Here is a 14,206-nt window from a genome sequence, read left to right as displayed (position 1 = left end):
GTCATCGGATCCTGTGCACAGGATGCGGGAACCTGTGGGGTAGCGGTGGACAACGGCGTGGACAGTGCTGTGGATGAAAAAACTGTCCACAGGCTGTGGATAACACTTGCGCACAAATCCACAGGCGGTTGACCTGCCCTGATGGTGCCTCACCAGGCGGGTCTGTGGACAGATTGTGGGCAACGGATCCCGTCCCCAGGCTGTGGAGGAAAGAAAGTCCGGGAATCTGTGGAGAAGTTGCTCCTGAGGGGGCGTATTCGAACAGATCAGGGGCGCGCGCACGAAGAAGGGCGCCCCCGTAGTGACCCGGGAGCGCCCTCTCGATGCGTTTGCAGGTGCCCTGGCGCGGCCTCAAATGAGGCCGTCAGGGGGCGGATTGACAGTCGGCGGGCAGTCGGCGGGCAGCCGTCGGACGGCCTTCGAGCAGCCGCCGGGCAGCTGTCGGCCAGCCGTCGGGCAGGCGTCGGACGGCCCTTCAGAGCCGTCTGTCCGAAGGTGTCCTCAGCCGTTCTTGATGCGGTTGGTGAGCTCCGTGACCTGGTTGTAGATGGAGCGCCGTTCGGCCATGAGGGCCCGGATCTTGCGGTCGGCGTGCATCACGGTGGTGTGGTCGCGGCCGCCGAACTGCGCCCCGATCTTGGGCAGCGACAGGTCGGTGAGCTCCCGGCACAGGTACATGGCGATCTGCCGGGCGGTGACCAGGACCCGGCTGCGCGAGGAGCCGCACAGGTCGTCCACGGTCAGGCCGAAGTAGTCGGCGGTGGCCGCCATGATGTCGGTGGCGGTGATCTCGGGCGCGCTGTCCTCGCCGCCGGGGATCAGGTTCTTCAGGACGTCCTCGGTGAGGCCCAGGTCGACCGGCTGCCGGTTGAGGCTCGCGAAGGCCGTGACCCGGATCAGCGCCCCCTCCAGCTCGCGGATGTTGCGCGAGATGCGGGAGGCGATGAACTCCAGTACCTCCGGCGGGGCGTTGAGCTGCTCCTGGACGGCCTTCTTGCGCAGGATCGCGATACGGGTCTCCAGCTCGGGCGGCTGGACGTCGGTGATCAGACCCCACTCGAAGCGGTTGCGGAGCCGGTCCTCCAGGGTGACGAGCTGCTTGGGCGGCCGGTCGGAGGACAGGACGATCTGCTTGTTGGCGTTGTGGAGCGTGTTGAAGGTGTGGAAGAACTCCTCCTGCGTCGACTCCTTGCTCGCGAGGAACTGGATGTCGTCGACGAGCAGGATGTCCATCTCGCGGTAGCGCTTGCGGAAGGCGTCGCCCTTGCCGTCGCGGATCGAGTTGATGAACTCGTTGGTGAACTCCTCCGAGCTCACGTACCGCACGCGGGTGCCCGGGTAGAGGCTCCGCGCGTAGTGCCCGATGGCGTGCAGCAGGTGCGTCTTGCCGAGGCCCGACTCCCCATAGATGAAGAGGGGGTTGTAGGCCTTCGCGGGCGCTTCGGCGACGGCCACCGCGGCGGCGTGCGCGAAGCGGTTGGAGGCGCCGATGACGAAGGTGTCGAAGAGGTACTTGGGGTTCAGCCGGGCGGTGGGCTCCAGCGGGCCCGAGGAGGAGCCGCCGGAGGGGGCCGGCGCCGCCGTGGGCCGGCCGGGGGCCTGGCGGGAGGCCGGCTGCTCGTACTGCTGCTGGTCGTACTTTTGCTGCTCGTACTTCTGCTGCTCGTACTGATGTGACTGGTGCTGCTGCTGGGACTCGTACGGGGACTGCTCGTACTTCTGCTGCTCGTAGGAGCCCTGGTCGTAGCCCGACGGCTCGGACTGCTGGAGGTAGCCCGGCTGCGGGGAGGCGTACGGGTCGCGCTCGGGGAAGCCGCCGAGGCGGGGCTGCTGCCACCCGTAGTCGTCCTGCTGGCCGCCGCGGGGCCAGGCGCCGGGCTCGGGGCGCGGCTGCTGGTAGTCCGGGTAGGCGGGGCGGGCGGTGGGGAGCTGGTCGTCGGAGGAGCCGGCGCCGGAGCGCTGGCCGCCGTACGACTCGTACCCGCCGGGCTGGCCGGCCTGCGGGGAGGAGGGCGCGGGTTCGCCGGCGGAGTCGTCCACGGTGATGGCGATCCGGATGGGGCGGCCGCATTCCCGGCTGAGGGCGTCGCTGATGAGGGGGGCGAGGCGGCCTTCGAGGACGCGCTTTCCCCATTCATTGGGGACGGCGAGCAAGGCGGTGTCGGCGACGAGGGCCAGGGGCTGGCACCGCTCGACCCACTGCTTGTCCTTGGGCTCGATGCCCGGCTGTCCTTCCCCGAGGAGCTTTTCGAGCACCCTTGGCCACACTGCGGCAAGATCGGCAGGTACGTCAGCCACAGAGCACGCTCTCTCACAGGGGGTCCCACGAATGTGTGGTTCTTTGGGACGGTCGGGACAAAAAATCCGGGGTCAGGCAACGGTAGTCAGGCCAGCGGGTACGGTTCAAGTCGTTGTCCACAGCCTGTGCACAGTGTGGGGCCTCGTCGGCTCGGTTTGACCGGATGGCGTAGCCGCGCGTACCGTAACGAGGTCGAGTTGTCGATGGCTGCTGCCGCCTGCCTACCGATGGGCGAAGGTCACTGTTAGTGATCCGTTAGCGGTGCCACTCGGGCGAACACGCGAGTTTCCTCGTGGGCGCACGGTGACAGCCAGGCGATGTCCCGCCACAACGATTCATTCTCTGGAGCCCCCGAGTGAGCAAGCGCACCTTCCAGCCGAACAACCGCCGTCGTGCCAAGACCCACGGCTTCCGCCTGCGGATGCGTACCCGTGCCGGTCGCGCGATTCTCGCGAACCGTCGTGGCAAGGGCCGCGCCGCCCTTTCCGCGTAACCACACGCAGGTCGTGACGTCGTGCTGTCTCCCGAGAATCGGCTGAGGCGGCGCGAGGACTTCGCGAGCGCGGTACGTCGAGGGCGTCGGGCTGGTCGCCCGCTCCTCGTCGTCCACCTACGTACAAGCGGTGCAACGGACCCGCACGAGTCGGGGGAGATCGATCCCTCGTCGCGTGCGGGTTTCGTCGTCAGCAAGGCTGTCGGCAATGCCGTCATACGTAACCGGGTGAAGCGCCGTCTGCGCCATCTAGTCCGGGAGCGGCTGTCCCAGCTGCCCGCCGGTAGCCTGGTGGTGGTACGTGCGTTGCCCGGAGCGGGTGATGCCGGCCCTGACGAACTCGCCCGGGACCTGGATGCCGCTCTGGCGCGGCTTCTGGGAGGCGTGGCTCGATGAAGTACCCGCTGCTCGCTTTGATCAAGCTGTACCAGTGGACGATCAGTCCGCTGCTCGGCCCGGTGTGCCGGTACTACCCGTCGTGTTCGCACTACGGGTACACGGCCATCGACCGGCATGGTGCGGTGAAGGGGACGGCTCTGACCGCCTGGCGGATCCTGCGGTGCAATCCGTGGTCGCCGGGTGGTGTGGACCATGTCCCACCTCGTAAACGCCCGCGTTGGCACGAGCAGCTGCGCAGTGCGTTGCGTAGATCTCGCAATGCTCAAGGAGCCTGATTAGTGGACACGATCGCCAGTATTTTCAGCTTTATCACCACACCCGTTTCGTGGATCATCGTCCAGTTCCACAAGCTGTACGGCGCGATCTTCGGTGCGGACAGTGGGTGGGCCTGGGGCCTGTCCATCGTGTCCCTGGTGATCTTGATCCGTATCTGTCTGATCCCGCTCTTCGTGAAGCAGATCAAGGCGACGCGGGGCATGCAGGCGCTCCAGCCGAAGATGAAGGCGATCCAGGAGCGCTACAAGAACGACAAGCAGCGTCAGTCCGAAGAGATGATGAAGCTGTACAAGGAGACGGGTACCAACCCGCTCGCCTCGTGCCTTCCCATCCTGGCGCAGTCCCCGTTCTTCTTCGCGCTCTACCGCGTGCTCGCGAGCATCGCCAACGGCGACAAGATCGGCTACATCGACGGTCCGCTCCTGGACAGTGCCCGTAAGGCCCACATCTTCGGTGCCCCGCTGGCCGCCAAGTTCATGGACGGCTCCGACAAGGTCGCCGCTCTGGGCGCTTCGATCACCGACGTGCGGATCGTCACCGCCGTCATGATCGTCTTGATGTCGCTGTCGCAGTTCTACACCCAGCGTCAGCTGATGCAGAAGAACGTGGACCTGTCGGTCAAGACGCCGTTCATGCAGCAGCAGAAGATGCTGATGTACGTCTTCCCGCTGATCTTCGCGGGCATGGGCATCAACTTCCCCGTCGGTGTTCTCGTCTACTGGCTGACCACCAACGTGTGGACCATGGGCCAGCAGATGTACGTGATCAACCAGAACCCGACGCCGGGCAGCAAGGCTCAGGACCAGTACCTCACCCGCCTGCTGAAGCACATCAGCTCGCACGGCGACGTGAAGGGCCGGAGCAAGAAGAAGACCGTCGCGGCGATCGTGGCCAAGGGCCCGGACCGCAACGACAACGAGCGCAAGTTCATCACGGCGCTGACGAAGCAGGGCCTGGCCGCCCAGCCGGACGGTTCCGTGACGAAGAGTTCCGAGGCCACGGCAGACTCGGATGCGGCGAGCGGCGGTGGCGCCGTGAAGCGGCAGCAGCCGAAGCGGCAGTCGAAGTCGCAGCGTCAGACGCCCAGCAAGCCCTCTCCCAAGAAGTAAGAAGGAGTCCCTCCCGTGACGGAAGGCACCACCACCGCCGCCGCTGAGAGTGGCGACACCCTGACCCGCCTGGAGCAGGAGGGTGAGATCGCGGCCGACTACCTCGAGGGTCTGCTGGACATCGCCGACCTGGACGGCGACATCGACATGGACGTCGAGGCCGACCGGGCCGCGGTGTCGATCGTCAGTGACTCCGCCAGTCGTGACCTGAACAAGCTCGTGGGCCGTGATGGTGAGGTCCTGGAGGCTCTGCAGGAGCTGACGCGCCTCGCCGTGCACCGGGAGACCGGGGACCGCAGCCGCCTGATGCTGGACATCGCCGGGTTCCGCGCGAAGAAGCGCGAGGAGCTGGCGGCGCTGGGCGCCAAGGCGGCGGCGGACGTGAAGGCGTCCGGGGAGCCGCTGAAGCTGGCTCCGATGACGCCGTTCGAGCGGAAGGTCGTCCACGACGCCGTGGCGGCCGCCGGTCTGCGCAGCGAGTCGGAGGGCGAGGAGCCGCAGCGCTTCGTCGTTGTGCTCCCGGCCTGATCGGTAGCGAGAGTGTTCGGCCCCGTCTGTGTCGCAGGCGGGGCCGATGTTTGTCAGCCTGGCATGTGAACGACGCGGCATGACGCGGCATCGTGAAGACGTGGTTTTTCAGAACCATGCGGTACGGAAGGACGGTCCCCGTGACGGAGGCAGCTGAGCTTCCCCCGGCGCCTGAAGAGGCGCGCGCGGTGTTCGGTGAGTTTTTCCCGGAAGCTGTGCGGTATGCGGAGCTGCTGGCGGACGCGGGTGTCAAGCGGGGCCTGATCGGGCCGCGTGAGGTCCCGCGACTGTGGGAGCGGCACCTGCTGAACTGCGCTGTGCTGTCGGAGGTGGTGCCCCAGGGCGTCACCGTGTGCGATGTGGGTTCGGGTGCGGGTCTGCCCGGAATCCCGTTGGCGTTGGTGCGCCGTGATCTCAAGATCACGCTGCTTGAGCCGCTGCTGCGGCGGACGACCTTCCTTCAGGAGGCCGTGGAGCTGCTGGGCCTGGACCACGTGACGGTGATGCGTGGGCGGGCCGAGGAGGTCCTGGGCAAGCTGCAGCCGGTGCATGTGGTGACGGCGCGTGCGGTGGCTCCGCTGGACCGGCTGGCCGGCTGGGGTGTTCCCCTGCTGCGTCCGTACGGCGAGATGCTGGCGCTGAAGGGTGACACGGCCGACGAGGAGCTGGTGTCGGCGAAGACGGCGCTGGCCAAGCTGGGTGTGGTGAAGACCTCGGTGCTGCATGTGGGCGAGGGTCTGGTGGATCCGCTGTCGACGGTGGTGCGGGTCGAGGTCGGGGAGAGCCCCGGGGGGGTGAGGTTCGCGGCCAAGCGGGCTAAGGCGGCCCGGGTGGGGCGTACGCGTCGGCGCCGCTGAGTGCCTGATCTGAGGGGCCGGGCGGAGATTTCGTCCGTGTTGGGCTCTATAGGTATGGATTTCGGAGTGTCGTAGCGGGCTGAAGACTCCGTCCGGGCATCGTGTTTCACGTGAAACGTCGCTCTCTGCTGCACGGAATCATCAGCCGCGGTCGTGCGGCTGCGTCCCCCCGCCCCCGCAAGGACGGAAGGGGGACGGAGTTGTCCACAATGATGGATTCATCCACAGGAGTACGGGCCCCGCTGGTTCGCGACCCGGGTGGCATGGCAGGCTCTGCTCATCGCGAGCCTGATGTCGAGGAGAGTGACACCGTGCGGTCCGACGCCAACCTCGCGGGGCCGATGGCCGATCCGGTCCCCGGTCCCCGCTCTGAATCGGCGGGTGGCGATGTTTCACGTGAAACATCGCCTCCGCCCCTTGTAGACAACGACACCCCCATCGGCCGAGCCGCCCAGCTGGCCGTTGAGGCGCTGGGGCGCGCCGGTGAGGGCCTGCCCCGGCCGGAGCAGACCCGGGTCATCGTGGTGGCCAACCAGAAGGGCGGCGTGGGCAAGACCACGACGACCGTGAATCTGGCGGCCTCCCTGGCCCTGCACGGAGCGCGGGTCCTGGTGGTCGACCTCGACCCGCAGGGCAACGCGTCCACGGCGTTGGGCATCGACCACCACGCGGATGTGCCGTCGATCTATGACGTGCTCGTCGACAGTCGGCCCCTGATGGAGGTCGTCCAGCCGGTGGTGGACGTGGAGGGGCTCTTCTGTGCTCCGGCCACGATCGATCTGGCGGGTGCGGAGATCGAGCTGGTGTCGCTCGTGGCGCGGGAAAGCCGCTTGCAGCGGGCGATCCAGGCGTACGAGCAGCCTCTGGACTACATTCTGATCGACTGCCCGCCCTCGCTGGGACTGCTGACGGTGAACGCGCTGGTGGCCGGCGCGGAGGTGCTGATCCCGATCCAGTGCGAGTACTACGCGCTGGAGGGGCTGGGTCAGCTGCTGCGCAATGTCGATCTGGTGCGGGCCCACCTCAATCCGACGCTCCACGTGTCGACCATCCTGCTGACGATGTACGACGGCAGGACCCGGCTGGCCTCCCAGGTGGCGGAGGAGGTGCGCACCCACTTCGGCAAGGAGGTGCTGCGCACGAGCATCCCGCGGTCGGTGCGTATTTCCGAGGCGCCGAGCTACGGGCAGACGGTGCTGACCTACGACCCGGGTTCCAGTGGTTCCCTCTCCTATCTGGAGGCGGCGCGAGAGATCGCGTTCCGCGGGGTCGGAATGCAGTACGACGCCCAGCAGGCCCATCTGGGCGCGGGCATGAACAGCACGCAGAGTGTGGCGGAGGGGATCCAGTGAGTGAGCGACGTAGAGGTCTGGGACGGGGGCTCGGTGCGCTGATCCCCGCGGCTCCGCAGGAGAAGACCCCGCCGGTGATCGGTGCCGGGTCGGCGTCTCCGTCGGCGGTGCCCGTCATGACGTCGGAGCGCGGGATCGCGGCTGCCAAGCTCGCCGCGTTGGCGCAGGCGGATGTTTCACGTGAAACATCGCTCGTGGTGGTACCGGTGAGTGAGCCGGAGCCGGTGGCCGAGGCCAATACGGTGGCGGGGGCTACGTTCGCGGAGCTTCCGATGGACGCGATCACGCCGAACCCGCGGCAGCCGCGCGAGGTGTTCGACGAAGACGCTCTGGCCGAGCTGGTGACCTCCATCCAGGAGGTGGGTCTGCTCCAGCCGGTGGTGGTGCGGCAGTCGGCTCCCGGTCGCTATGAGCTGATCATGGGTGAGCGGCGTTGGCGTGCGTGCCGGGAGGCCGGGCTGGAGGCCATTCCGGCGATCATCCGGGCGACGGACGACGAGAAGCTGCTGCTGGACGCGCTGCTGGAGAATCTGCACCGGGCTCAGCTGAATCCGCTGGAGGAGGCTGCGGCGTACGACCAGCTGCTGCGGGACTTCAGTTGCACGCATGACCAGCTGGCGGACCGGATCGGGCGTTCGCGTCCGCAGGTGTCGAACACGCTGCGGCTGTTGAAGCTGTCGCCGCCGGTGCAGCGGCGGGTGGCCGCGGGTGTGCTGTCGGCGGGGCATGCGCGGGCCCTGCTTTCGGTGGAGGACTCCGAGGAGCAGGACCGGCTGGCGCACCGGATCGTGGCCGAGGGATTGTCGGTGCGTGCGGTCGAGGAGATCGTGACGCTGATGGCGTCGGAGCCTTCGAGCACGGTGAAGCCGAAGGGTCCGCGGGCGGGCGCTCGGGTGGCTCCGGCGCTCAGTGAGCTGGCGACGCGGCTGTCGGACCGGTTCGAGACGCGGGTGAAGGTGGATCTGGGCCAGAAGAAGGGCAAGATCACCGTCGAGTTCGCGTCGATGGAGGATCTGGAGCGGATTCTGGGGACGCTGGCGCCGGGCGAGGGCCGGGTGCTGGAGCAGGGTCTCGCCGGGGAGTGATCCCGGGCCGCCGAGGGGCGGATCGTGCCGGTGTCAACCGGTGCGGTCCGCCCCTTCGCTTTGCTGTCGAAGAACGAGGGGCCAGTGGATACGATGCGGTCATGGGTCGTCGGCTGGTACCGCTCACGCTGGACAACCTCCAGGACTTGCCGCGTCGTTGCCGGTCCTGTGTGTTCTGGGAGCTGGATCCGGTGAGTGGCGAGGCCGCTGTGAAGGCGGGTACGCCGGCGCTGGAGAAGGAGGCGTGGATCTCCGCTGTCCTGCTGGAGTGGGGATCCTGTGGCCGGGTGGTCTATGTGGACGACGTTCCGGTGGGGTTCGTGCTGTACGCGCCGCCGGCTTACGTTCCGCGGGCCACTGCGTTTCCGACCAGTCCGGTCTCGCCGGATGCGGTGCAGCTGATCACCGCGTGGATCATGCCGGGGTATCAGGGGCAGGGTCTGGGGCGGGTCATGGTGCAGACGGTGGCGAAGGATCTGCTGCGGCGGGGGTTCCGGGCGATCGAGGCCTTCGGGGACGCGCGGTGGGACGGGCCGGCGTGTCTGCTGCCCGCGGATCATCTCCTGGCGGTGGGCTTCAAGACCGTACGGCCCCATCCGGCGCATCCGCGCCTGCGTTTGGAGCTGAGGTCGACGTTGTCCTGGAAAGAGGACGTGGAGCTGGCGTTGGACCGGCTTCTGGGGGCGGCGCGCAAGGAGCCGGCGTTGCGTCCGCTGTGAGCCACCGCGCGAAAAACGGGGCCGCCCCTTCCAAGGGGCGGCCCCGTTTCACGTGAAACGTCGGTGCCGTCAGGCGGTCTTGACCTCGACGAAGTCGGAGAGGTCGCGCAGGATGGCGGCCTTCGGCTTCGCGCCGACGATCGTCTTGGCGACCTCGCCGCCCTGGTAGACGTTCAACGTCGGGATGGACATGACGCCGTACTTGGCGGCCGTGGCCGGGTTCTCGTCGATGTTGAGCTTGACGATCTCGATCTGGTCGCCGTACTCGGCGGCGATGGCCTCCAGGGACGGCGCGATCTGGCGGCACGGTCCGCACCAGGCGGCCCAGAAGTCCACCAGGACGGGCTTGTCGCTCCTGAGGACCTCGGCGTCGAAGTCAGCGTCGGTCACATTCTTGAGGGTGCCGGCCACAGCGGCCTCCTTCTTCATTCCTGCGGGGTGTGGGTGGGGCGGTGCGAGGGTCAGGCGGTCGCGTGGGCCTTCTCGGCGTCCGCGAGGGCGGCGAGGAAGCGCTCGGCATCGAGGGCGGCCGAGCAGCCGGTGCCCGCGGCCGTGATGGCCTGACGGTAGGTGTGGTCCACGACGTCGCCGGCGCCGAACACGCCGGTGACGCTGGTCCGGGTGGAGGGGGCGTCGACCTTGAGGTAACCCTCGTCGTCGAGTTCCAGCTGGTCCTTGAACAGTTCGGTGCGCGGGTCGTGGCCGACGGCGATGAACAGGCCGGTCACGGGCAGCTCGGAGGTCTCACCGGTCTTGGTGTTGCGCAGGGTGAGGCCGGAGAGCTTCTGCTCACCGTGGATCTCGGCGACCTCGCTGTCCCAGGCGAACGTGATCTTCGGGTCGGCGAAGGCGCGGTCCTGCATGGCCTTCGAGGCGCGCAGGCTGTCGCGGCGGTGGACGATCGTGACGGACTTGGCGAACCGGGAGAGGAAGGTGGCTTCCTCGATCGCGGTGTCGCCGCCGCCGACGACGGCGATGTCGTGGTCCTTGAAGAAGAACCCGTCGCAGGTGGCGCACCAGGAGACGCCGCGGCCGGAGAGGGCGTCCTCGTTGGGCAGGCCGAGCTTGCGGTGCTGGGAGCCCGTGGTGACGATGACGGCCTTGGCGCGGTGCACGGTGCCGGCGGTGTCGGTGACGGTCTTGATCTCACCGCTCAGGTCCACGGACACGACGTCGTCCGGGACCAGCTCGGCGCCGAAGCGCTCGGCCTGGCCGCGCATGTTGTCCATGAGGTCCGGGCCCATGATGCCGTCCTGGAATCCGGGGAAGTTCTCCACCTCGGTGGTGTTCATCAGGGCGCCACCCGCGGTGACGGCGCCTTCGAAGACCAGAGGCTTGAGCGAAGCGCGTGCCGTGTACAGGGCGGCCGTGTAACCGGCCGGCCCGGAGCCGATGATGATCACGTTTCGAACGTCGCTCACGGGTGTCTTCCTCGTTTCTGCGGACTGCGTGCTGCCTACCGGGGCCGGTGCGGACTCTCACCCCACCCAACGGATCCTACGGCGCATGCATTCCCCAACCGCCCCGTGCTGACCGGAACGGGTCAGCGGCGGGGATAGGTGCTCTTCAGGAGGACCTTCCCGGGCGTGGTGGAGGGGGTGTTCTCGCAGTCGGTGTCGACGAGGTAGGCGTCCACGCGGGCGGAGTCGTCCGGGTGCGGCAGGACGAGGAGGTAGACGGCGGTGCCCTGGTAGCTGCCGCGTTCGGAGGCGAGCGGGGCGTCGGGGCGTGCGGTGGCCTCTTGCACGCACGGGGGGACGGGCGGGACCGCTCGCTTGTCACCGGGGGCGGTGTTCTCCATCCCGTAGGTGTTGTTCTGCTCTCCCGGGACGGACTTGGGGGCCGGGTTCAGGGCGAGGAGCTGCCGGACGTTGTCCCGGAGGCCTTGTGCGGTGTAGTCGCCGCTGGTCGCGGTGGTGCCGGGGGACCGGGTGGTGGAGTCGGAGGCCTTGGTACTGGCGGCGGTGTCGCGGGCGGGGTCGCCGGAGAAGTCGCCGAACAGGAACAGGCCGAGGGCGCAGGCGGCGGCTCCGGCCAGGCCGGTGAGGACGGCGATCCGGCGGCGCGCGCGACGCCGTCCGGGACCGGTGGGGCCGGTCGGGTGGCCGGCGGGCGATGTTTCACGTGAAACATCGCGGCCGCTCGTACGGGGCCCCGGGGCGGCGGGGGCCTGGTCCCGGGGCTGGGTGGCGTCGAGGAGTGCCTCGGCGGCGAGAGCGGCGTCGATGCGGCCTGCGATGTCGGCGGGCATCCGGGCGGGTCCCGGAAGGGTGCCGAGGAGCCCGCGGATCTCTTCCAGGGAGTCGCGGACGTCGGCGCACAGGGCGCACGCGTCCAGGTGCCGGCGGACTTCGGCCGTGCGGGAGGGGGAGAGCAGGCCTTCGGTGAGGTCGGAGATCTCCGAGACGTCCGGGTGCCGGATCGTGTCCGGCGTGCCGGTCGTGCTGGTCGAGCGGGTCACGGTCGTCCACCTCCGCCCTTCACAGCGTCTGGGTCTGGATGCCTGGGTTCTGCCGCTGATGGGACGGCTGTCCCCGGCGTCCGGTTCCTTCCCCGCCCGGTGGCGGTGTTATCCCCGGCATTCGTGCGCAGATGAGTGAGGAGTGGGACGAGTTTCGCCCGGCCGCGGGCGCACCGGCTCTTCACGGTGCCGGTGGGGACGTCGAGGAGGCGGGCGGCTTCGGCGACGGGGTATCCCTGCATGTCGACGAGGACGAGCGCGGCCCGTTGCTCGGCCGGCAGGGTGCTGAGGGCGGCCAGGAGCTGGCGGTGGAGGTCCTGGCGCTCCGCGGGGGCCTCGGCAGACTCGTGGGGCTCCAGGAGGCGCTCCAGGCGGTCGGTGTCGTCGAGGGGAGTGGTCCTGCGGGAGACGGCCTTGCGGGCGCGGTCGAGGCACGCGTTGACGGTGATGCGGTGCAGCCAGGTGGTGACGGCGGAGTCCCCGCGGAAGGTGTGGGCGGCGCGGTAGGCCGACACGAGGGCGTCCTGGACGGCGTCGGCGGCTTCCTCCCGGTCACCGAGCGTCCGCAGGGCCACGGCCCACAGCCGGTCCCGGTGCCGCCGCACGAGCTCCCCGAAGGCGTCGGGGTCTCCTGCTACGTGCTGGGCCAGCAGGTCCGCGTCACTGGCGTCCTCGGCCGTCGCGTCGTGCATCACACCTCGCCTCCCGGAGGGAGATTACGGCTTGGGCTCGGGAAACACGAGGGACCGCCGTGCCGGTGGCGCAGCGGACCCTGTGGGGTCGGAGCCGTTTCAGGACTGCGGGCCGAGCACCTTGATCTCGTTGACCCCGCCCCGGTAGCCGCCTGCGCCGTCGGCCGGCAGTTCGGTGATGTGGATCAGCACGTACCGGGTGCGGACCGGGGCTTCGAGCGTGCTCTCCAGCTTCTTCTGCGTGCTCTCCAGCTTGGTGATCGGCTGGGTGAAGTCGGACAAGGAGCTGGGCGAGGACGCTTCGGGGGCCGCGGCGCGGACCTCGATCATCTGCCCGGCCACGTTCAGCTCTATGTCGATTCCGGTGACGTCCTGCGCCTTGCCCAGGTCGACGATGATGCCGCTGCCGTCCTTGCGCTCGTCCAGATTGCCGAAGTTGGCGTAACCCAGGTACTGGGGAGTGACCCAGGCGGTGGCGAGCTTGCCGTCGACGGCTTTGGGGATGTCCTTCGGCTTCGTCGCTTCCCCGTACGGCGTGAACTCGGAAGCGTGCTCGATCCGCAGCGGCTTGCCCGGCTCGGGCTTCGCCCCAGTGTCGTCGGCGCCCGGAGTGGTGTGGTTGTTGCCGTTGTTGCCCTTCTGGTTGCCGCGGTCCAGGAGGGTGTCGGCCAGTTGCCAGCTGCCCAGGCCGAGGGCGGCGATGAGGAGGGCGGCGACGCCCCACTTGAGGGCCCTGCCGGTGCGGCTCTGCAGGGGTGGCGGCGGCGGGGCGACGGACACGTTCTGGACGGTGCTCACGCCGGGCGGCGTGGGACGGCCGTAGCTGCCCTGCTGGTAGGTGGTGTGCTGGTATTCCGGCGGGGCCGTGAAGGCGGGCTCCGGGGGCCGGATGCGGGGCATCGCGGCTACGGCCTTGGCCAGCTCCTCGGGGGTGGTGCAGGCGGGCTCCTGGCGGGAGGCGGTGGCCCCGTCGTTGGCCAGGGCGCGCATGGCCAGTTCGCCCAGGCCCCGGTGGACTCCGGCGCGGACCTGGTCGGGGGCGATCAGGCCCACGCCCTTGGGCAGGCCGGTGAGGCCGTACGCGTCGTTCTCGTAGGGCCAGCGCTGGGTGAGGGCGGCGTACAGAAGGGCGCCGATCGCCTCGGTGTCGGCGCGCTGCGGGGTGTCGCTGGTGATGCCGCGCAGGGCGGCGTTCACGGCGAGGCCGCGGATGCGGTACTGGCCGGTGGAGGTGCGCAGTATCGCGCTGGGCGTCAGCCGCAGATGGGCGAGGCCCTCGCGGTGCGCGGCGGCCATCGCCTGGGAGACCTGGCTGACGAGCTGGTAGGCCTCGTGGGCCTCCAGGGGGCCCGCAGCGAGGAGCGCGGTGAGTTCGGTGGCATCGGGCAGCCACTCGTGGACGACGTAGACGAGGTCGTTCTCCTCCACGGCGTCCAGGACTTGGACGAACCGGGGGTCGCCGAGGAGGGCGGAGGAGCGGGCGGCGGCCAGGACGGAGCGTGCTCGCGGGTGGTCGGCGGGCATCAGGTGGACGCCCACGGCGCGGCGCAGCTTCTCGTCCATCGCGCGCCAGCTGCTGAATCCGTCCACACGGGTGACGCACTCTTCCAGCCGGTAGCGTCTGGCGAGCTTGTGGCCGCTGTGGAGTTCGGGTGCGGCCGCCGGGGCCGCGTGGGTGCGTTCGCCGTCCTTGTCGGGCATGGGTCCGTCCGCGGCTCGTCCGTTCTGGGTGTCCACCCCGTCGGACGTGGCCTGTGCCGCCTGTGCGGCCAGCGGCTCATCGCCACTGTTGTCGGCCACGTCGACGGCAGCCGTGCTACGTTCCGCCACCGTCGTTCCTGCCTCCCCATCCGTTGCGCGCTGTAGGCCAGCCTGCGAAGCCATGCCAATTGTGCCCACAGTCCGACGCTATGCACGACACACGAAAGGGGGCGAC

15 protein-coding genes are annotated in these 14,206 nt (G+C 68.9%); 9 read left to right on the top strand and 6 right to left on the bottom strand.

The window, feature by feature from the left end:
* Positions 1-501: 501 nt before the first annotated feature.
* Positions 502-2,256, bottom strand: a complete 1,755-nt coding sequence (gene dnaA / locus AC07DU_RS20660) for a chromosomal replication initiator protein DnaA (protein WP_479029337.1) — start codon at positions 2,254-2,256, stop codon at positions 502-504.
* Between the two features lie 398 nt (positions 2,257-2,654).
* Here dnaA and rpmH point away from each other — a divergent pair, with 398 nt between their 5' ends.
* The 9 genes from rpmH to AC07DU_RS20615 all read left to right on the top strand — a co-directional run bounded on the left by rpmH (position 2,655) and on the right by AC07DU_RS20615 (position 9,117).
* On the top strand, positions 2,655-2,792 hold the full coding sequence (gene rpmH, locus AC07DU_RS20655; RefSeq protein WP_008741645.1) for a 50S ribosomal protein L34: 138 nt from the start codon (positions 2,655-2,657) through the stop codon (positions 2,790-2,792).
* Positions 2,793-2,813: 21 nt separating this feature from the next.
* Positions 2,814-3,188 (top strand): ribonuclease P protein component, encoded by a 375-nt coding sequence (rnpA, locus tag AC07DU_RS20650; protein WP_078658317.1) that lies wholly within the window; start codon positions 2,814-2,816, stop codon positions 3,186-3,188.
* Positions 3,185-3,466 (top strand): membrane protein insertion efficiency factor YidD, encoded by a 282-nt coding sequence (gene yidD / locus AC07DU_RS20645; RefSeq protein ID WP_076043740.1) that lies wholly within the window; start codon positions 3,185-3,187, stop codon positions 3,464-3,466. Before rnpA ends, yidD begins: the two co-directional genes overlap by 4 nt.
* 3 nt (positions 3,467-3,469) lie before the next feature.
* Entirely contained in the window at positions 3,470-4,576 is a 1,107-nt protein-coding gene (yidC, locus tag AC07DU_RS20640) for a membrane protein insertase YidC (RefSeq protein ID WP_479112789.1), read from the top strand.
* Between the two features lie 15 nt (positions 4,577-4,591).
* Positions 4,592-5,104, top strand: a complete 513-nt coding sequence (locus AC07DU_RS20635; RefSeq protein ID WP_361938813.1) for a Jag family protein — start codon at positions 4,592-4,594, stop codon at positions 5,102-5,104.
* A gap of 140 nt (positions 5,105-5,244) precedes the next feature.
* On the top strand, positions 5,245-5,961 hold the full coding sequence (gene rsmG / locus AC07DU_RS20630; protein WP_360897101.1) for a 16S rRNA (guanine(527)-N(7))-methyltransferase RsmG: 717 nt from the start codon (positions 5,245-5,247) through the stop codon (positions 5,959-5,961).
* Positions 5,962-6,224: 263 nt separating this feature from the next.
* Entirely contained in the window at positions 6,225-7,313 is a 1,089-nt protein-coding gene (locus AC07DU_RS20625) for a ParA family protein (RefSeq protein ID WP_360897098.1), read from the top strand.
* Positions 7,310-8,398, top strand: coding sequence for a ParB/RepB/Spo0J family partition protein (locus AC07DU_RS20620; protein WP_479029331.1), 1,089 nt, complete (start codon positions 7,310-7,312; stop codon positions 8,396-8,398). Before AC07DU_RS20625 ends, AC07DU_RS20620 begins: the two co-directional genes overlap by 4 nt.
* A gap of 101 nt (positions 8,399-8,499) precedes the next feature.
* The gene (locus AC07DU_RS20615; RefSeq protein WP_360897092.1) at positions 8,500-9,117 is read left to right on the top strand and encodes a GNAT family N-acetyltransferase; all 618 of its coding nucleotides are present in this window, start codon (positions 8,500-8,502) and stop codon (positions 9,115-9,117) included.
* 69 nt (positions 9,118-9,186) lie between these two features.
* Here the strand turns inward: AC07DU_RS20615 and trxA are convergent, their stop codons facing one another.
* From trxA to AC07DU_RS20590, 5 genes are all read right to left on the bottom strand, one after another.
* Positions 9,187-9,528, bottom strand: a complete 342-nt coding sequence (trxA, locus tag AC07DU_RS20610; protein WP_030025741.1) for a thioredoxin — start codon at positions 9,526-9,528, stop codon at positions 9,187-9,189.
* A 50-nt stretch (positions 9,529-9,578) separates the two neighbouring features.
* Entirely contained in the window at positions 9,579-10,538 is a 960-nt protein-coding gene (gene trxB / locus AC07DU_RS20605; RefSeq protein ID WP_360897089.1) for a thioredoxin-disulfide reductase, read from the bottom strand.
* Between the two features lie 122 nt (positions 10,539-10,660).
* Positions 10,661-11,578 (bottom strand): anti-sigma factor family protein, encoded by a 918-nt coding sequence (locus AC07DU_RS20600; protein ID WP_479112786.1) that lies wholly within the window; start codon positions 11,576-11,578, stop codon positions 10,661-10,663.
* Complete coding sequence (gene sigM / locus AC07DU_RS20595) at positions 11,575-12,270, bottom strand: RNA polymerase sigma factor SigM (RefSeq protein WP_479112784.1); 696 nt, start codon at positions 12,268-12,270, stop codon at positions 11,575-11,577. Before sigM ends, AC07DU_RS20600 begins: the two co-directional genes overlap by 4 nt.
* 99 nt (positions 12,271-12,369) lie before the next feature.
* Positions 12,370-14,100, bottom strand: a complete 1,731-nt coding sequence (locus AC07DU_RS20590) for a protein kinase family protein (protein ID WP_479112782.1) — start codon at positions 14,098-14,100, stop codon at positions 12,370-12,372.
* Between the last annotated feature and the right edge of the window lie 106 nt (positions 14,101-14,206).

The sequence above is a fragment of the Streptomyces sp. NPDC045695 genome, assembly GCF_056432025.1.
Note: the sequence above shows the minus strand (reverse complement) of the source record. Positions and strands in the feature narration are given on the sequence as shown.

Bases quoted from the DNA above. Each gene is read 5' to 3' on its own strand.
- yidD (WP_076043740.1), top strand. From the start codon at position 3,185: ATGAAGTACCCGCTGCTCGCTTTGATCAAGCTGTACCAGTGGACGATC.
- AC07DU_RS20625 (WP_360897098.1), top strand. From the start codon at position 6,225: ATGGCAGGCTCTGCTCATCGCGAGCCTGATGTCGAGGAGAGTGACACC.
- AC07DU_RS20615 (WP_360897092.1), top strand. From the start codon at position 8,500: ATGGGTCGTCGGCTGGTACCGCTCACGCTGGACAACCTCCAGGACTTG.
- sigM (WP_479112784.1), bottom strand. From the start codon at position 12,270: ATGCACGACGCGACGGCCGAGGACGCCAGTGACGCGGACCTGCTGGCC.